The organism is uncultured Megasphaera sp. (assembly GCF_900539295.1).
Classification (GTDB): Bacteria; Bacillota; Negativicutes; order Veillonellales; family Megasphaeraceae; genus Megasphaera.
This window is the reverse complement of the sequence record NZ_UQBH01000005.1, coordinates 45,553-64,414: the sequence shown is the minus strand read 5'-3', so window position 1 is coordinate 64,414 and position 18,862 is coordinate 45,553. Positions and strand designations below refer to the sequence as shown.

At 50.4% G+C, this 18,862-nt stretch carries 17 protein-coding genes and 1 pseudogene; 16 read left to right on the top strand and 2 right to left on the bottom strand.

Translation table 11 applies throughout. The features are described 5' to 3' along the window. The first annotated feature begins 124 nt into the window (after positions 1 to 124). The 4 genes and pseudogenes from QZQ46_RS02800 to QZQ46_RS02785 all read left to right on the top strand — a co-directional run bounded on the left by QZQ46_RS02800 (position 125) and on the right by QZQ46_RS02785 (position 4,074). On the top strand, positions 125 to 2,137 hold the full coding sequence (locus tag QZQ46_RS02800) for an LTA synthase family protein (protein WP_296826604.1): 2,013 nt from the start codon (positions 125 to 127) through the stop codon (positions 2,135 to 2,137). A gap of 58 nt (positions 2,138 to 2,195) precedes the next feature. Further along, positions 2,196 to 2,345, top strand: a pseudogene (locus tag QZQ46_RS02795) (NAD-dependent epimerase); the annotation flags it as partial. A 30-nt stretch (positions 2,346 to 2,375) separates the two neighbouring features. Next, a complete protein-coding gene (locus QZQ46_RS02790; protein WP_296826601.1) occupies positions 2,376 to 3,317 on the top strand; it encodes a GNAT family N-acetyltransferase in 942 nt (313 codons plus the stop codon). Positions 3,318 to 3,567: 250 nt separating this feature from the next. Further along, the gene (locus QZQ46_RS02785; protein ID WP_296826599.1) at positions 3,568 to 4,074 is read left to right on the top strand and encodes a methylated-DNA--[protein]-cysteine S-methyltransferase; all 507 of its coding nucleotides are present in this window, start codon (positions 3,568 to 3,570) and stop codon (positions 4,072 to 4,074) included. A 3-nt stretch (positions 4,075 to 4,077) separates the two neighbouring features. Here the strand turns inward: QZQ46_RS02785 and QZQ46_RS02780 are convergent, their stop codons facing one another. Next, entirely contained in the window at positions 4,078 to 4,944 is an 867-nt protein-coding gene (locus QZQ46_RS02780) for a LysR family transcriptional regulator (RefSeq protein WP_296826596.1), read from the bottom strand. A 131-nt stretch (positions 4,945 to 5,075) separates the two neighbouring features. Between QZQ46_RS02780 and QZQ46_RS02775 the strand changes: the two genes are divergently transcribed. Together QZQ46_RS02775 and QZQ46_RS02770 are read left to right on the top strand one after the other, a co-directional pair. Next, positions 5,076 to 5,648, top strand: a complete 573-nt coding sequence (locus QZQ46_RS02775) for a chromate transporter (RefSeq protein ID WP_296826594.1) — start codon at positions 5,076 to 5,078, stop codon at positions 5,646 to 5,648. Between the two features lie 11 nt (positions 5,649 to 5,659). Beyond that, the gene (locus QZQ46_RS02770; RefSeq protein ID WP_225069620.1) at positions 5,660 to 6,226 is read left to right on the top strand and encodes a chromate transporter; all 567 of its coding nucleotides are present in this window, start codon (positions 5,660 to 5,662) and stop codon (positions 6,224 to 6,226) included. Here QZQ46_RS02770 and QZQ46_RS02765 read toward each other — a convergent pair. After that, a complete protein-coding gene (locus QZQ46_RS02765; RefSeq protein WP_296826592.1) occupies positions 6,219 to 8,750 on the bottom strand; it encodes a 3'-5' exonuclease in 2,532 nt (843 codons plus the stop codon). The two genes, QZQ46_RS02770 and QZQ46_RS02765, sit on opposite strands and share 8 nt — an antisense overlap. Before the next feature lie 287 nt (positions 8,751 to 9,037). Between QZQ46_RS02765 and purE the strand changes: the two genes are divergently transcribed. From purE to QZQ46_RS02715, 10 genes are all read left to right on the top strand, one after another. Next, positions 9,038 to 9,532: a 5-(carboxyamino)imidazole ribonucleotide mutase gene (purE, locus tag QZQ46_RS02760; RefSeq protein ID WP_296826590.1), complete on the top strand. Its 495-nt coding sequence runs from the start codon at positions 9,038 to 9,040 to the stop codon at positions 9,530 to 9,532. 43 nt (positions 9,533 to 9,575) lie between these two features. Further along, entirely contained in the window at positions 9,576 to 11,003 is a 1,428-nt protein-coding gene (gene purF, locus QZQ46_RS02755) for an amidophosphoribosyltransferase (protein WP_296826588.1), read from the top strand. After that, positions 10,984 to 12,048, top strand: a complete 1,065-nt coding sequence (gene purM, locus QZQ46_RS02750; RefSeq protein WP_296826586.1) for a phosphoribosylformylglycinamidine cyclo-ligase — start codon at positions 10,984 to 10,986, stop codon at positions 12,046 to 12,048. The genes purF and purM overlap by 20 nt, the downstream gene beginning before the upstream one ends. Then, positions 12,041 to 12,655, top strand: coding sequence for a phosphoribosylglycinamide formyltransferase (gene purN, locus QZQ46_RS02745; RefSeq protein WP_296826584.1), 615 nt, complete (start codon positions 12,041 to 12,043; stop codon positions 12,653 to 12,655). Before purM ends, purN begins: the two co-directional genes overlap by 8 nt. Positions 12,656 to 12,668: 13 nt before the next feature. Then, positions 12,669 to 13,274: an IMP cyclohydrolase gene (locus QZQ46_RS02740; protein ID WP_292279301.1), complete on the top strand. Its 606-nt coding sequence runs from the start codon at positions 12,669 to 12,671 to the stop codon at positions 13,272 to 13,274. Beyond that, positions 13,274 to 14,548: a phosphoribosylamine--glycine ligase gene (gene purD, locus QZQ46_RS02735; protein ID WP_296826582.1), complete on the top strand. Its 1,275-nt coding sequence runs from the start codon at positions 13,274 to 13,276 to the stop codon at positions 14,546 to 14,548. The genes QZQ46_RS02740 and purD overlap by 1 nt, the downstream gene beginning before the upstream one ends. A gap of 92 nt (positions 14,549 to 14,640) precedes the next feature. Continuing rightward, positions 14,641 to 16,194, top strand: coding sequence for an acyl CoA:acetate/3-ketoacid CoA transferase (locus QZQ46_RS02730; RefSeq protein WP_296826580.1), 1,554 nt, complete (start codon positions 14,641 to 14,643; stop codon positions 16,192 to 16,194). A gap of 11 nt (positions 16,195 to 16,205) precedes the next feature. Continuing rightward, on the top strand, positions 16,206 to 17,591 hold the full coding sequence (fumC, locus tag QZQ46_RS02725) for a class II fumarate hydratase (RefSeq protein WP_296826578.1): 1,386 nt from the start codon (positions 16,206 to 16,208) through the stop codon (positions 17,589 to 17,591). A 140-nt stretch (positions 17,592 to 17,731) separates the two neighbouring features. Continuing rightward, positions 17,732 to 18,184 (top strand): large conductance mechanosensitive channel protein MscL, encoded by a 453-nt coding sequence (gene mscL, locus QZQ46_RS02720; RefSeq protein WP_044504028.1) that lies wholly within the window; start codon positions 17,732 to 17,734, stop codon positions 18,182 to 18,184. 225 nt (positions 18,185 to 18,409) lie between these two features. Next, positions 18,410 to 18,862, top strand: a complete 453-nt coding sequence (locus QZQ46_RS02715) for a DUF3290 domain-containing protein (RefSeq protein ID WP_292278593.1) — start codon at positions 18,410 to 18,412, stop codon at positions 18,860 to 18,862.

The following is an 18,862-nucleotide window of genomic DNA, read 5'->3' as shown; positions in this document are numbered from 1 at the left end:
ATTTATAGAATTATTTACCGCAAACCTTGTCAGTTAAAACTATATAGGTGCTTTGATCGTTAGACTAATAGCATTCGAATATGCATATTAATCCAGCCGAGTAGACAGTATAAGGAGAGCTTTTATGTTTGAATATTTCTTTTATGGCTTGCAACAGGATATTAAATTATTTTTATTTTTTCCGATTTTGAGTGCTGTGTTTAGACTAGCCTTTATAAAAATATATCAACCGTACTCTTCATTTAGTGGCAGAGGAAAAGCCCTTTTTGAATGTTTTCGATATGGGTTTTGGTGGGGGATGGATTTTAACGCTTATGTGTTTTTGGTTTCTTTCGTTTTAATTTCGATTCCCGCGGCCTTTTTTGACTTTTTTAGAGTGCATGGTCTGGAACTTCGATTAAGTATTGGCGGTATTTATGCCGTGATTTTATATACGGCGTTTATGGGGAAACTGATTTTCTATCGCCATTTTCATGATACATATAATTATTTGCTTAACATGGGTAAAAATGCGGAAAAACGCAATCTTATCGATGTTTTTTTTCATGAAGATTATGGTGCATGGATCTTGATTGGATATATACCATATACTATTTTAGTTTTATTAGCTTGTCTTGCTTTGCAGAGCATACCTTCTATTGGATTGCCTATCTTCGATTTACCTGTTGAGAAATATACTTTTAATGTGCTTGTCTTTGTCTTAGCTATCGTCGGTTTTTATTGGGTCAGATTCGGAGGTACCTTAGACCATCGAAATAAGCCGGAATGGGATACAATTCCTTCAATTGTCAAGGAAGATTCTTTCTTAGCTAGAGCATGTATCGACGATTTGGTAGCGCTAAAATGGGTGCGTCGGAAACCGTTGGCAGATGAAATGCAGTATAGTGATGAAGACTTAGTGCAGCACATTACAGATATCATGCCCAATGACTATTTTTTAAACTGGCAGTCTTTAGAAAATCCTCTGATGGCATTTGTCCGTACTGCACAGGGAGCCAAAATCAAAAAGCCGAAGCATGTGTTCCTTATTGTTGGAGAGAGTGTACCGCAATGGGCACTTGATCCATTATATGCTGGATTGCATATAATGGATGGAACCAAGGCTTTGATTAATAATCCTAATACAGTCTATTTTAATAAATTTTTACCGGCTGGAAATATTTCCAGACCATCCATCGTTTCTTTGATGGCGGGAATCTATGACGCACAGTTAGAACTAAATGAGATGGAATTATTTTGGAAAAAAAGTGTTCCTACGACATTTGCCGGTCAGATGAAAAAATTAGGTTACCGAACGATTTACTGGTATGGTGGCAATGCGTCAAATGGTAACTTTAATCATTTTGGTATCGCTCAAGGTTTTGACTGTGTCGAAAGTGCAACTTCTTTTTGTGGACCTAAGGCGCCTCAGACTTGGGTTGGTGTATACGATCATGTATTTTTAAAAGAAGCTGCCAGACGAATCAAGAATTTTGAAGAACCGACATTTCATTTTATTTATACGACATCGAACCATGGTCCTTATAAATTGAAATATGACGTATTAAATTTTGATAAGTCTGTTTTTGATAGTACTATTAAAACAGATATTAGAGATAGTGAAAGCCGCTGCCGCGCTTTGGGAACAGCGCGCTATGCTGACCAAGCTGTAAGTCAGTTTATTGCTGAAATGAAGGATGCTTTTCCCGATAGTCTCTTTATTTATACGGGAGATCATTCCAGTTTGTATGGGGACTTAGGCAACTCATCGTTGGTGCCGCGAGACTATCTGTTTCGTGAATTATATTGTACACCGCTGTTAATTCATCATCGGGATCTTTCGCAAGACTGGTTTTCGGGGGCGACGATAGGGACTCATTTGAATATTATGCCTACGGTTTTTGAATTGATTGCACCTAAAGGTTTTACGTATTATTCGCTTTATCCATCACTAACACAGGAACAGCCAGAGTATATTGTGACTCCAAAGCAATGGATGACGACAGATGAATTGGGTGAGGTAATGTCTGGAAAGGCCGAAGCTCAAGGTGAGGCGACGATTGATTTGCGTGAAAAATATAATGTTGCTGGTAATCGAGGAGAACGTTTAGCTTCGGACTATGTATCATTGACGGCATGGATGGTTCGCCATATCTAAGTGTAGAGGCCATCTTTATGAGCTTTTTTATATGTGTCCTGATAATTTTTTTGCAGAAAAAGAATATCTGCCTATGCAGGCCGGCGACGTCTATCAGACTTATGCTGACGTCAGCGAATTGCAGCGCGACTTTGATTTTAAGCCGGAAACGACGATTGAAGAAGGGCTGGAACAGTTTGCTGCTTGGTATAAAAAATACTATGCATAGTATTTTTTCGTTCATTGGAGGAATGTTGGAGTGTTGATTGAGTATGACTGGAAAAGTTCGACTTTGACAGAGACTTGGAAAAAACTGTATCAAGAGAATGCGTATGTGTTTCCTTACTCGTCTAGAGAATATAATGAATATATTTTTAAATATAAAAAAGTAAAACCCACAACGTTGCGCCAAAAAGACCATTTCTTTATTTATTATGCGGAGAAGGAACCGACGAGGCCGTTGATGGTAATTCCGGTATTTGTCAAAAAGAATAAGGTCTATATTTTTGGCGAAAATATTAGCGGGGCTGGTAATTTAGATTTTATTTATGATAAAAATATTGCAGACGAACAGATTTTTTCGGCTTTAAACGAGTTAGGTCAACAATTTCGTGGGATGGAACTGAGACTTTATAAAATAAATCAGCGCTCTCGACTCTATCATTTCTTCATGCAGCATCAAAATGAGTTGTCTGAACAGTACTGTATGAAAATGGAAATGGACCGAGTCTGTGTTAAGGTAATGTTTCCAGATGAGTACGAAAGTTATTTTCAGGGTTTATCCCGTAATTCCAGGTCTAACCTCCATAAGGCTTACAATAAAGCAAAGAAAACGAATGCCGAGATTCGTTTGGAAGTAATTCGGGGACCTATCGAGAATAAAGAACTTTTATCAAGTTTGATGAGAATTTATACGAAGAGAGAGTCAGAACGAAAACACCGCAAGCGAGATTTTTTTCCATTCCTTAAGCATCGATATTTTTCTGCTTTGACATGGGCTATGGAAAAGATGGATTCGCATTATACCTTTTGCCTATTTTTGAATAATCGCCCGGCTGCTTTTATGAGCGGTTTCCTCACTAATTTTGATGAAATTGTTTTTCCCATCGTAGCCATGGATAGTGATTTTTCACAGTATGCACCGGGTAAGGTTATGATCAGTGAAAGCGTTAAATATTTGCAGGAACATTCAACGATTTGAGGATTGGATTTATCTCGCGGAGATGAAAGGTATAAAATGGAAATGGGTGGAGAGAAACATTATAACTACAGGATTTTTCTTCAATATTGATTCTTTTAATACGTGGAATATATATTATGGTAAGGTGGTCGAATGACGAGATTTACAAATTAGGAATTATTGAGAACCGATTGAACGGTATAGACAATAGCCGTGAGGTGAAAATTAAAAGGTAACGATTGACCACAATAATCGAAAGGATGTACTTACGATGTATTATACGATGGGCTATGCGTCGCCTTTAGGGGCGATGACCATAGCTGCCAATGAAACGGCCTTGGTCGGCCTTTGGTTTGACGGGCAGAAATATGATAGGGACGGATTGAAGGGGGTTGAGGTGACGGTGAAAGAAACGCCGGTGCTGCAGAAGGCTGCCCATTGGCTTGATGATTACTTTGCCGGTCGTATGCCGGCTATCATGACCCTGCCTTTGGCACCGGAAGGCAATGAATTCCGACGCCGCGTGTGGGGCCTTCTCTGCCAGATTCCTTACGGCCAGACGACGACTTACGGCACCCTGGCTAAAACCATTGAAGCTCAGACGGGGAAGGCCATGTCGGCCCAGGCCGTTGGCGGCGCTGTCGGTCATAATCCCATTTCGGTCATCATTCCCTGCCACCGTGTCTTAGGGGCCAGCGGCAAGGCGACGGGCTATGCCGGCGGTATCGATAAAAAAATAGCCCTCCTGCATTTGGAGGGCTTGGCCGTTAAGGAATAATCCTCAGGCTTTGGTTAAGGCTTCGATGAATTGGCCGGCAATGCCGGACAGGTAGCGATGTTTGGCCGTGATGACGGCCAGGCGAGTGCGAAGAAGCGGTTCGTCGATGACCTTCGTTTTCAGTGTCGTCAATCGTCCACGAGACAGGGCTGATGCTGGAACGACGGCATAGCCCAGTCCGGCTTCGGCCCAGAGGAGGGTCGTCCGGGCATCGTCGTTGCGGCAGATGATGGACGGCGTTACGTTATGGCCTTCGCAGACGTCGAGGAGAAGCTGGTTGAAGCGGCGGTAGACGATGAGCGGCAGGCCTTCTAAATCGCCGATGGCAAGGGTTTCTTTGTCAGGCTTCGGATCTTTTCCGCCATAGGCCAGGACCATAGGCTCTTCCGGTAAAAAGGTGCAGTCGAAGGATTCCTGCTTAAAGGGGGTTCGGACGATGCCGATTTCAATCAGGCCTTTTCGCAGCATGTCTAAGACATGGAAGGTGTTGCCGTCGTAGATTTCAAAGCGGATGCCGCGGTGGCTGTCGTGAAACTGCCGCAGGGCCGGCCGGAGGATGACGCTGCCCGATGACGAGACGGTGCCGATGGCTAAGGTGCCCCGCAGGCCGTTTTTAAAGTCGCCGATTTCGCGGCGCGTCGAGTCGGCGAGGGTAATGAGCTGGCGGGCCCGGCGGTAGAGGATTTCGCCGGCATCGGTCAAGGTGACGCTGCGCGGTTCCCGCAGAAAGAGTTCGACACCCAGTTCTTCTTCCAGGGCTTTCATTTGCTGGCTCAAAGGCGGTTGGGCCATATTTAGACGCCGAGCGGCCGCTGTGATCTGGCCTTCTTCGGCGATGGCTAAGAAATACGTGAGTTGGCGAAGGTCCATAAGGGATACTCCTTTTTGTGGTATATGATTTACGTATATTATAGCAATGATACAAATATTTTCAATATAGATACACCTATGGTATACTAGCCATGTAAAAAATCCATTTATTTTCAGAAAGGATGAAACTCATGGACCTTGTCACACCGAAACGAGACGCCCATTTTTATTGGACTCTCTTCAAATCGACCTTTTTAATCAGCGCCTTTACCGTCGGCGGCGGCTTCGTCATCATTCCCCTGCTCAAGGGCAAGTACGTCGACGAATACCACTGGATCAGCGATAAGGATACCCTCGATATGGTTGCCATTGCCCAGTCTATGCCGGGTGTCGTCGCCGTCAACAGTGCCGTCATCCTCGGCTACCGCATGGCAGGGGTCCTGGGGACCTTGGTGGCCCTTGTCGCAACGGTTCTGCCCTGTTTGATTACCCTGACCATTATCTCGTACAGTTATGATTATTTCATTCAAAATGCCTATATCAAAATGGTCCTCCGCGGTATGCAGTGCGGGGCGACGGCTCTCATCGTCAATGTCGGCATCGACCTGTTGGTCAAGCAGGGCAGGAAAAAACTGATCCTGCCGCTGCTCATCATCATCGGTACTTTCGTAGCCAACCTGTTCTTCGATACCAATATCATGGTGCTCATCCTCATCGACGGCATCATCGGTTTCTTATTTATGCGCGATGCGCTGTATAACTAGGGGGTGCCGTCATGATTTATGCCTTGCTCTTTTGGGAATTTTTTAAGGTCGGCATCTTCTGTGTCGGCGGCGGCTATGCATCCATGCCGCTCATTCAGGCCAGTGTCGTCGATACCTTTCACTGGCTGACCATGAGTGAATTCGTCGATATCTTTACGATTTCGCAGATGACGCCGGGGCCGATCGGCATCAATGCGGCGACCTTTGTCGGCACCCGCATCGCCGGTCTTGGCGGTGCCGTCGTAGCGACGCTGGGCTTTGTAACGCCGTCCTTTTTCTTGGGCATCTTCTTAGCCCGCATCTTTTTGAAGTACGGTGATATCGGACCGATCCGCGGCATCTTGAACGGCCTTCGTCCGGCCGTCGTAGCCCTCATATGCGTAGCCAGCCTGAGCTTCATCCTCCTGGCTTTATGGAATACGGAAGAGCTGCCCTCTGATTGGCTGGCCTTCAGCCGCGGCGGGCTCGTCATCCTCATCGCCGCCATCGTGGCAACCCGTAAAGGCATCGGCGTCATCAAGGTTCTCCTCGGGTCCGGCGTCTTGGGCCTGGTACTGGGAATGGCCGGTCTTATCTGATTTCACAATAGTCCCGATTGACACCATTCAAGAAGCGGCTCGGCAGATAGCTCTGCCGGCCAAATCCTTGGTGCCAGCTGAGATACAGCCTCTTTTTTGCTCGCGTCATGGCGACATAAAAGAGGCGTTTTTCTTCTTCAATATCCCCTTTTTGACGGGCCCAATAAGTCGGGAAGACATGGTCTTCTAAACTGGCCATAAAGACGTAGTCGAATTCAAGGCCTTTGGCTTGGTGAATGGTGATAATCGGTATTTTCGGGTCCTTGGCCAGCATGCTGTCGAGCTCGCTGTTCGAAAGGGCCGTCATCTTGAGAAATTCGGTCAGGGCATCGCGCGGATTCTGTTCGGCGTCGTCTGTTTCTTTGGCGATGCGGTAGAGCTTACGGATGTTTTCCAAGCGATCGATGTGGTTGTCTCTGTCGGAGGTGTCACGATGTGTTTGATACCAGGCTTTGACGCCGTTGTCATTCATGACGGACGTAATCATTTTCGTGGGCCGTGCCTGATAGGATAAGCGCCGCAAAGCGTCCATTTCTCGGCTGAAGGGGGCAAAGAGGGGGAGATAGATGGCCATAGCGGCCCGGCGGGCTGTTTCCGTCGGGCGAATCTTTTCCTTTATGGCATGGATCAGGAGCCCGGCTGTAGCCAAAATATCGTCAAAGGCGTCGTGTGTCGGCTTGTGGCCGCTGGGGAAGAGGCGGCTCAAGGTCTCTAACTTATGGTTGAGCAAGGTGGGGTAAAAGCGGCGGTAGATGTCGAGGGTATCGTAGTAGGGAAAGTCGGCACTTTCGGAAATTCCCAGGCGCTGCAGTTCGCTTTGGAGGATGGATAAGTCGTAGGTGACGTTGTGGCCGACGATGACGGCATTTTTTGCAAAGGCCAAGAATTTTGTCAGGGCTTCTTTCGGAGGAATCCCTTCAGCGGCCAGTTTTTCGTCGCTGATGTGATGGACGTAGTACGACGTGCCGACGGATCGTCCGGCTTTTACATAAGTGTTGAACTTATCGATGGGCTGCCCTTTCGCATCGAGGCGGATGGCAGCGATTTGGATGATTTCATCCTGCGTCGTGTCGGTGCCTGTACTTTCGACGTCGAAGACGACCAGCCGTCCTTCGGCGAGTGCCGTCAGTAGGAGCCCGTAAGGGTCACCCCCTTGGTGGGACAGGGGGTCGATGAAGTCGCTGAGCATGAGGCCGACCTTTCGATAGGAATCGCTTTCGATGGTTTCCAGGGTACGTCGGCCGATGCGGGGGACGAAGCGTTGGACGACTCGCTTCAGGCTGAGGTTGTCGTGTTTATTGAGCACGAGGCGCAGATAAGCCAGGACGTCTTTGCATTCCTGCCGCTTAAACAGGTGGAATTGGTCGATGCAGGTGACCGGCAGCTGCTGGTCTTGCGGGTACTTTTGGTTATGCGACGTAATGCCCATCCAGATCAGCTTAGCCTGGCGGTTGTCGCGGACGAGGATGCAGGCCTTCAGGCGTTCTTCCGGAGGAAGGGCTTTGATTTCCCGGAAAATCCAGCGGGCTTCCTCGAACCCGGTGCCGGCTTTATGGAGGACGATGGGGGCGCCGCAATCCTTTGAGGCCGAAATGCCCGGCTCGGTATAGATGCTCTGGACGGTCACTTTCCCCAAGGTGCGGAATAAGAAGGACTGAGAAGCTTCCAGCAAGAGCTGAGTGGCCCGGTAATTGGTGGTGAAGGTAACTTCCAGAGGCTGATAGTCGTTTCTAAACTCTTGCCAAATGTATTGAGGATAGGAGCCGCGCCATTCGTAAATGGTTTGGAAGTAGTCGCCGCAGAGGAGAATGTTGCGGCCCGGAAAGAGGCGGCTGATGACGGTATATTCGACTTCACTCGTATCCTGCATTTCGTCGACTGAGATAAAGCGGTACCGTTCCCGCCAGCGGCGGCAGACGGCATCGTCTTGGAGAAATTCATAGGCCCCGGTAATGAGGTCGGTAAAATCGATGGCATGGTTGTCGGCAAGGGCGATATCGTATTCCCAAACAAGGTCTTCGCCGTAGTCTGCGAGCCAACCCTTGAGGTCATCCTGAATATTGGTGAAATCGCGCAGGCCGGGGATGACGCGTTTCTTTTTTTCAAATTCGATGAAGGTCTGAAGTTCCTGTAATGCCGGACGCGGTGTCGTTCTCGTAAGGTCTATGGAAGCGAGGAGTTGTTTACAGTCTTCGTCGTCATAGATCAGGAAATCATGGTATCGGTCGCTCTGCCGTTTCGTCTCTTCTTTGATGAGGCTGTAGCAGAAACTGTGAATGGTCTTTACCGTGACGGCGAAGCCTTCTTCCGGTACCGTGTCGATGATGCGGTTCTTCAGTTCCTTGCAGGCTCGGTTGGTGAAGGTCAGGCATAGGATTTCCGAGCCCTTGGCCTTCTTTTGGGCCAATATATTGGCAACCCTGGCTGCCAGGACCCGGGTCTTGCCGGTTCCGGCCGGGGCGTTGAGTAAAATCGACTCTGACAGCTCATTCACGACCTGCTGCTGCTTCTCATTTAAATTCATCGGTATTCCTCCGTTCCATCGCATCTTTATTCCATTGTAACACAGTCCCTTGGTGGGGGATACTGTCTTGCCATAGAAAGGCGGATTTTCATTGACAGTCACGTGTGTTTTTGATAGAATCAAAGTGTGTTTGATAAATATTTTAATCAATGAGGAGACGCACTATGACAAAATGTTTATGGACAGGTTTTTATGCCGTTTGTAAACAGTCTCCGTGTATCTAACTGAAAAGCCCAAAGGTGATTTCTGTCACTTTTGGGTTTTGTTATTCCTAAGGAGGGGTTCTGATGAAGGTAGCTTTAATTATGGGGAGCGACTCTGATTTTCCCGTTATGAAAAAAGCAGTAGCTATTTTTAAAGAATTTGGGGTAGACTATGAAGTCTTATTGGCATCGGCTCATCGGACGCCGGCAGCTGTTCGTGAATTCGTTACGACTGCTGAAGAACGCGGTATTCGGGCCTTTGTCGTCGGCGCCGGCATGGCAGCTCATTTGCCCGGTGTCGTTGCCAGCTACACGACGCTGCCGGTCATCGGCGTTCCTTTGGAAAGCGGCAGTTTGCAGGGCATGGATGCCCTCTTGGCCATCGTTCAGATGCCGTCGGGGATTCCCGTTGCCACTGTTGCCATTAACGGCGCGAAGAATGCGGCCCTCTTGGCCGTTCAGATCGGCGCCGTCAGCGATGCCGAATTAGCTAAGAAATACAAGGCATATCGCGAAAACATGGCCAATGAAGTCATGGCTAAAAACAAGAAATTACAAGAAGACGTAAAAGCCCTCTAAGGGTGTGCGCGTCCTATTTTCTCAATAACAGGAGGTTTAATTCATGTTTTACGATCCGATTTGGGATAAGCAGCATGAAGAATGTGGCGTCTTAGGGATTTATGATAAACACCTTGATATCCCCCGTTACGTTTATTGGGGGCTCTTTGCCTTGCAGCACCGCGGTCAGGAAAGCGGCGGCATCGCCTTGACCGACGGACAGGATATCCATACCTACCGCGGCATGGGGCTCATCAGTACGGTCTTTGCCGACGGCGTACCGGAAGAAGAAGGAGGCCCCGTCGGTATCGGCCACGTCCGCTATTCGACGACCGGTTCCAACAATCCTCGTAATATTCAGCCCTTGGCCGTCTATACGCCCATGGGACAGTTGGCTCTGGCCCATAACGGCAACCTGACCAACACCCGCGCCCTTCGCGAAGAACTCGACCGCAGCGGCGCTGCTTTCCAGACGACTATGGATAGTGAAATCATCGTCAACCTCATCAGCCGCAGCCAGAAAAACACCATCGAAGAACGCATCATGGAAAGCATGAACCGCATCCAGGGTGCCTACTCGTTGGTCCTCATGACCAAGGATACTCTCTACGGCGTCCGCGACCCCTACGGCTTCCGCCCCTTGTGCATCGGCCGGACCGATGAAGGCGGCTGGGTCCTGGCTTCGGAAACGTGTGCCCTCGACGCCATCGGCGCTAAATTCGTCCGTGACGTCCATCCCGGCGAACTTGTTCAGATCAATGAAAACGGTGTCAAATCGACGATTTTCGCCAAGGCACCGCGTAAACAGATCTGCTCCTTTGAATATATCTATTTTGCCCGTCCTGACAGCGTCATCGACGGCCAGGATGTCTATCAGGCCCGCTTAAATATGGGTCGTGAAATGTGGAATGAAACCCAGTACGATGCCGATATCGTTATCGCCGTTCCCGATAGCGGCAATACGGCTGCCATCGGCTACTCTCAGGCTTCGGGAATTCCGTTCAAGCACGGTCTCATCAAGAACCGCTACATGGGCCGTACCTTCATCAAGCCGAACCAGAAACAGCGTGAACTGGCTGTCCGCATGAAACTCAACGTCGTCAAGTCCGTCGTAAAGGGCAAGCGCATCGTCATGGTCGACGATTCCATCGTCCGCGGAACGACGAGCGGCATCATCTGTAAGCTCCTGCGGGAAGCCGGCGCCAAGGAAGTCTATATGTGCGTTTCGGCACCGCCGATTAAATATCCCTGCTTCTACGGCATCGACACGTCGGTCCGCAAGGAACTCATCGCTTCGACGTTCAGCCCCGAACAGATTCAGAAATACATCGGCGTCGACAAGCTGCACTTCATTTCCATCGACGGCCTCAACCGGGCCATTGAACACATTCCCCAGGAAGATATGTGCTTAGCCTGCTTCAATGATGATTATCCTACGGATACGCCGCAGATGAATGAGGAAGGAGAAAAATATGCTCTCGAACACAAATAAAGGATTGACCTATGCAGATGCCGGTGTCGATATCGACGCAGGCAATAAAGCCGTCGAATTGATGAAAGACTCTGTCAAGGCTACATACCGTCCGGAAGTCCTCGGCGACCTCGGCGGTTTTGGCGGCCTCTTTTCGCTGATGAACAGCGATATTAAAAAGCCCGTTCTCGTCAGCGGCACCGACGGTGTCGGCACGAAACTGCGGCTGGCCATCCTGATGGACAAGCACGATACGGTAGGTCAGGACTGCGTGGCCATGTCCATCAATGACGTCCTCGTTCAGGGAGCGGAACCCTTGTTCTTCCTCGACTACATCGCCGTCGGCAAGCTCGACCCGGTTCAGGTCGCCTCCATCGTAAAAGGGGTTGCCAATGCCTGTACAGAATCGGGCTGCGCTCTCCTCGGCGGGGAAACGGCAGAAATGGCCGGCTTCTATGCCAAAGACGACTACGATTTGGCCGGCTTTGGCGTCGGCATCGTCGACCGCGATAAGATCATTACCGGCGAAAATATCAAGGCCGGCGACGTCCTCATCGGCCTTCCGTCGACAGGAGTCCATTCCAACGGTTTCTCTCTGGTCCGTAAGATCGTCTTTGAACGCCAGCAGATGAAACTCGACCAGTACGTCGATGAATTAGGCATGACCATCGGCGAATGCCTGCTCACACCGACCCGCCTCTATCCGCGTCCGTGCCTGCCCATCATCAAAAACTTCACCGTCAAAGGCATGGTTCACATCACCGGCGGCGGTTTCTATGAAAATATTCCCCGCGTCCTGCCAAAAGGCGTCGGCGTCGATATCGACGTCACGTCGTGGCCGCAGCTTCCGATTTTCTCGCTTCTCCAGAAGTGGGGCGGCGTCGATGCCAAAGAAATGTACCGCACCTTTAACATGGGTATCGGCATGATTATGATTGTCGACGAAAAAGATGCCGACAGCATCCTTAAGAATCTGGCTGACCGCGATGAAAAAGCTTATGTCATCGGCAAGGTTGTAGATTCGGACGTACCCGTCACCTTGCGGGGAGGCGTGTTCCATGACTAAGAAGAAGATGGTCATTTTTGCCTCGGGCCGTGGGTCCAATGCCATTGCCCTCCACGATGCCGTCGAGGCCGGGACCATCAAGGCCGATATCAAGGCCCTGGTCTGCGATATCCCCGGCGCTCCGGTCATGGACCGGGCACGGGAATGGGGCGTACCGGTCATCTTAGCCGACCGAAAAGCCTTTGATTCGAAAGAAGCTTTTGAAGCATTCATTCTCGACGCCATTGCGCCCTATGAAGTCGACGTCATCTGCCTGGCCGGCTTCATGCGCCTCTTGAGCGGCGATTTCATTTCCCATTATGAACACAAGATGCTCAATATCCATCCGGCCCTCTTGCCGTCCTTCCGCGGCCTCCACGCACAGCGTCAGGCCATCGAAGCCGGCGTCAAGATTGCCGGCTGCACGGTTCACTTCGTCGTGCCCGATATGGATGCCGGTCCGATTATCCTGCAGTCATCCGTGCCGGTCTATGAAGATGACACGGAAGATACGCTGGCGGCTCGGATTCTGACTAAGGAACATCCGACGTACATTAAGGCAGCGGCACTCTTTTGTGACGACAAATTGACTGTTCGCGGCAACGTCGTCATGGGAACTCAGGAATAGGAGGAAGGTTAGCATGAAGGTAAAACGCGCACTCATTAGTGTATCTGATAAAACGGGCGTCGTCGAATTAGGCAAGGCCTTGGCGGCTCTCGGTATTGAAATCATTTCGACGGGCGGTACTATGCGTACGTTAAAAGAAGCGGGCGTACCGGTCATCGCCGTTCAGGACGTAACGGGCTTTCCGGAAATGATGGACGGCCGCGTCAAGACCCTGAACCCGAAGATTCACGGTGCCATCCTGGCCGTCCGCGACAACCCGGAACACGTAAAGGCCATGAAAGACCACGATATTACGCCGATCGACTTGGTCGTCGTCAACCTCTATCCCTTCCAGCAGACCATTGCAAAACCGAATGTCACCTTGGCCGAAGCCATTGAAAATATCGACATCGGCGGTCCCTGCATGGTCCGAGCTTCGGCGAAGAACAACAAATATGTTGCCATCGTAACCAATCCCGACAAGTATGGCGAAATCATTTCCATCCTCCAAAAAGACGGTGCCTTCTCCGATGAATACCGCTTGGAACTGGCGCAGGAAGCCTTTCATCATACGGCCGTCTACGATACGGCTATTGCTGCGTATCTGGCAGAACAGGTTGAGAAGGGAGCTGCAAAATAATGAAGGTAGCAGTCATCGGCGGCGGCGGCCGCGAACATACCCTGGCCTGGAAATTGGCTCAGAGCCCGAGTGTCGATGCCCTGTACGCCATTCCCGGCAGTGCAGCCATGGCTGACCTCGCCAAGTGTGTCGATATTTCCTTATCCGACCTCGAAGGCATTGCCGATTACGCCGTTTCGGAAGGCATTGACATGCTGGTCGTCGGTCCGGAAGTACCCCTTACGGAAGGTCTGGCCGATGTAGCTCAGGCTAAAGGATTGGCTGTATTCGGCCCCAATAAAGCGGCTGCTCAGATGGAAGGCTCCAAGGTCTTTGCCAAGAATCTCATGAAGAAATATCAGATTCCGACAGCAGCCTATGAATCCTTTACGGACGGCGATGCAGCCAAAGCTTACATTCATGAACAAGGCGCACCTATCGTTGTTAAAGCCGACGGCCTGGCTGCCGGCAAAGGCGTCGTCGTCGCCCAGACGGAAGAAGAAGCCATTGACGCCGTCAATGCCATGATGGAAGACCATATTTTCGGAGCTTCCGGCGGCCGCATCGTCATTGAAGAATGCATGGTCGGTGAAGAAGCAAGCCTTCTGGCCTTTGTCGACGGCAAGACGATCGTGCCCATGATTTCGGCTCAGGATCATAAGCGAATCTTTGATAACGATGAAGGCCCTAATACGGGCGGCATGGGTGCTTATGCCCCGGCTCCGGTCTTTACGCCGGCCATCCAAAAAGTCGTCGAAGATACGATTTTACGGCCCGTCATAGACGGTCTCAAGGCCGAAGGCATTACCTATCAGGGCTGCCTCTATGCAGGCCTCATGATTACCGAAAAAGGCCCAAAAGTCGTCGAATTCAACTGCCGCTTCGGCGACCCGGAAACCCAGGCTGTCCTGCCCCTCCTCGACGGAGATCTGGCGCAGATTATGTATGCCTGCACGAAGGGAACCTTATCGCCGGATATGGTGCATTGGAAAAATGCTTCGGCCTGCTGCGTCATCATGGCTTCTGCCGGCTATCCTGCTTCGTCCCATAAGGGCGACGTCATCAGCGGCCTCGACAGCATCGATGGAGACGATGCCATGGTCTTCCATTCGGGAACAGCCCAAAAGGATGGGGCTTATGTGACCCATGGCGGCCGTGTCCTCGGTGTAACGGCTGTGGCTCCGGACCTAAAAGGAGCCATTGATAAGGCTTATGCCAACGTGGACCGCATCCACTTTGACGGCCAGCAAGTCCGCCGTGACATCGGTGCCAAAGGATTGAAACACTTGCCGTAAGTGCTTACGGTTTATAAAGCCCCTTTATGTTAAAGGGGCTTTCTTTCTAGCAGGCGCAAGACCTGCATTTCGAAGACGGGAGGAGGGTACAGATGGTACAATTTATCACACCTTATGAGGCGGCCCGCCTGGTCGGCGATGAGATGACCCTGGCTGCGGGCGGCCAGGCCGGATTCGGTACGCCTGACGGCTTGTTCAAGGCTCTCCACGATCGATATGCTGAAGAAGGACATCCGCGTAATCTGACTTTTGTGAAAATTGCCGGAACGAGTGACGGTTGGGGCCGCGGCGGCGACCGATTAGCTGCCGACGGCCTCGTGGGGACGATCATCACCAGTCATTTTGGCATGGAAAAGAAATTGGCCGCCAAGGCGGCTGCTAATGACTGCCTGGTTTATACGGTGCCGGCAGGAAACCTTTTGGCCTTGTATCGAGCGCTGGCTTCCGGGAGAAAAGGGGTCTGGACCGACATCGGTCTCCATACCCTGGCCGACCCGCTCCTCGACGGCAGTAAGGCTAACGCTAAGACGGCAGCTGAGGGCAGGGACATCGTCCGCCGCATATCCGTCGATGGCGACGACTATCTCTACTATCCGACATTTCCCATCGACATCTGTTTTATCAGAGGGTCTTTGGCCGATGAAGACGGCAATATTTCCCTTGAACGGGAAGCGATGATCGGCGAGCAGTTTGAAGTCGCCGCGGCAACTCACCAATCAAAGGGCATCGTCGTCGTCCAGGTAGAAGATGTCGTACCCCGAGGCCGCCTCGATTCGCGATTGGTGAAGGTTCCTCATTTTCTCGTCGACTATATCGTCGTTCCTCGCCCTAAATACCACGTCCAAAGCTTCGCGGCAAGGGGTTATCGGCCTGAACTGAGCGGTGAAAAAAAGATTCCCCTTCGGTCACTGCCGCCGCATCCCTTGGATAACCGGAAAATCTGTGCCCGCCGAGCTGCCCTTGAATTGAAGCAGGGCGACGTCATGAATCTTGGCATCGGCATTCCGGAAATTATCGGCGCCGTAGCCGCCGAAGAAGGTTTCGGTCCCAGCCTGACCCTGGCCTCTGATTCGGGCATCATCGGCGGCATTCCCTTGTCGGGCCTCGATATGGGGGCGGCTATCAATGCCGAGGCGGAATTAAAGCAGGTGGATATGCTGGATATCTGCCATGGCGGCGTCCTTGATATTTGTGCCCTGGGGCTGGCAGAAGTCGATGCCAAAGGGAACGTCAATGTATCTAAGTTCAATGGACGCATTACCGGTCCCGGCGGTTTCATCGATCTGGCACAGCATACCAAAAAATTGATTCTCATGGGGACTTTTACGGCAGGACACTTGCGGGAGCACTGTGAAGACGGAAAATTAATCATCGACCACGAAGGGGCTTATAAAAAATTTAAGCAGACCGTCGAACAGATTACTTTTTCCGGAACCTATGCGGCAACTCGGAATCAAGAGGTCCTGGTCGTTACCGAGCGGGCCGTGTTCCGCCTGACACCTTCGGGCCTGATGCTGACCGAAGTGGCACCGGGCATCGACCTTGAAAAGGACGTGCTGGCCCAAATGGAATTCAGACCGCTCATGGCGGCCGATATCAAAATGATGGATGCTCGTATTTTTTATCCGTCGGCCATGGGAATTTAAAGGAGGATATTATGGAATATCGTATTGAAAGAGACTCGATGGGAGAAATCAAGGTCCCGGCAGATAAATTATGGGGGGCTCAGACCCAGCGGAGCTTTGAAAACTTTAAAATCGGTACGGAAAAGATTCCCGCCGAAATGGTCACCGTCTTTGCTTATTTGAAAAAGGCGGCAGCCCTGACCAATAAAGAATTGGGCGTTGTCGATGCCGATAAGGCCGATGCCATTGCCAAAGCCTGTGACGACATCCTGGCCGGTAAACTCGACGGCAATTTCCCCTTGGCCGTGTGGATGACCGGCAGCGGAACCCAGTTCAATATGAACGTCAACGAAGTCGTCGCTCACCGGGCTGCAGACATTCTCAAAGAAGGGGGGAAGGAAGTTCGCATCCATCCTAACGACGACGTCAACCATTCCCAAAGCTCGAACGACACCTTCCCGACAGGTCTTCACATGGTCGGGGTTCTGCTCATCGAACAGCAGCTGTTTCCCGCCATGGATGCCCTCTATAAAGCCTTGCATGATAAGCAGGAAGCCTTTAAGGACATCGTAAAAATCGGCCGTACCCACCTTCAGGACGCGACGCCTTTGACGTTGGGCCAGGAATTCAGCGGCTGGGCTCGGATGATTGAACGCAATAAAGAAATGCTCCGCTGTGGTGTCGATTTCCTCCGTGATTTGGCCATGGGCGGCACGGCTGTCGGTACAGGCATTAACTGTCCGAAGGGCTATGACCGCCGCTTTGCCGAAATCGTCAGCGAATTGACGGGGACGACCTTCCATACGGCGCCGAATAAATTCCAGTCCCTGACCAGTAAGGATGAATTGGTCGTCGTTCACGGCATGCTCAAAGGGCTTGCCTGTGATCTCATGAAAATCGCCAACGACATCCGCTGGCTGTCGTCGGGACCGCGCTGCGGCATTGGCGAAATCCGCATTCCCGAAAACGAACCGGGCAGTTCCATCATGCCCAGCAAGGTCAATCCGACGCAGTGCGAAGCCGTCACCATGGTCGCCGTCCAGGTCATGGGCAACGATGCGACTATGGGCATCGCCGCCAGCCAGGGCAACTTTGAACTGAACGTCTTCATGCCAGTCATTGCCTACAACCTTATCCAGTCGATCCGCTTGTTGTCGGACAGCATGGAATCCCTGCGTAAGCACTGTATCGTCGGCATCGAACCCAATGAAGAACGGATTGAGACCAACCTCTATAATTCCTTGATCTTGGTCACGGGATTGGTCCCCTTAGTCGGTTACGATAAGGCCTGTACCATTGCTAAGACGGCTGCCAAAGAAGGGCTGACACTGAAAGAATCGGCCATTCAAAGCGGTTGGGTTACGGCTGAAGATTTCGATAAGGCCATGGACCCGGCGAAGCTGGCCGGCATCCGTTAACGGCCTTTTGCCGGCTCGACTGGGGAATCTAAAAGAAATTGTACTAAATTTCTCCATAACCTTTTGCACTTTTTGTGATGTAGTGATAAAATAGATGTACTAATATTTCATTATTACATTTTTGAATAGGAGTGGATAGCATGGGTTTTATTAAAGAGTTTAAAGAATTCGCCATGCGGGGGAATGTCCTTGATATGGCAGTCGGCGTCGTTGTCGGCGGTGCTTTTGGCAAGATCGTTACGTCTCTTGTCAATAACATCATCATGCCGCCTATTGGTGTACTCCTCGGCGGAATCGATTTTTCTGATTTCTTTATCCCGTTGAGCATGAACGGCGAAAAGGTAGAAACTTTGGCCGATGCCAAAGCAGCCGGGATCCCCGTCATTGCTTACGGCTCTTTCCTCAATACGATTCTTGAATTTTTAATTATTGCCTTCGCTATTTTTATCGTCATCAAGCAGCTCAATCGTTTGATGCCCAAACCGGCACCGGTTGCGGATCCGCGCCTGTGCCCCTTCTGCCGCCAGCCTATTGCTGACGATGCCACGCGCTGCCCGCACTGCACCAGTGAATTGCCGGCTGCCAATAACTGATTCATCGCTGCCGATGATCTATCTGTTTAAAAGGATAGAACTGTGCCTTTTCATGCAGATGCATTCCGGAAAAGGGCTCATCGTCGGCCGTTATATGCTATGATGGAAACAGCCTGCTGTCTGTGACGGCAGGCTGTTTTTTAATCATTCGACGAGGTCTTTTCAGTTGATTTTTTTGCAAAAGATTTGCTACAATAGAAAAACAAAGGGAAAGGGGGAGCCTTCTTGCAGTTTTATACCTATGCTTATCTGGAAAGCCAGGCTCAGGTCAGTTACTTGTTTCAATACGGCCTGATCTTCTTTATTTTAGTGGCTCTGGTCATCATCACTGCCAAATATATGCGCAACCGACTGCAGTCGAAGTACCGTGATTTGAGCATTATCCTGCTTCTGATCGGCTTATTTTTAATCGGTTCCAATTGGGACAGTTACAGCCGCCAGCGGGAAACGAGGGAAAATACGTCGCGGATGATGCAGTTTCTCGATACCTTCAGCGACAATATGACCTTATCGGAGGCGGATATTGCCGTCAATTCACTGCGCCTGCAGGACGGGATGCTGATTAAAATCCGTGACGATTACTATCGTATCGATTTTAACAGCAGTTATACGGCCTATCGCATCAACCGGGTCTATTTAATTCAAAAAGACGTCAAACTCGTCGACGTTCCGCACTAG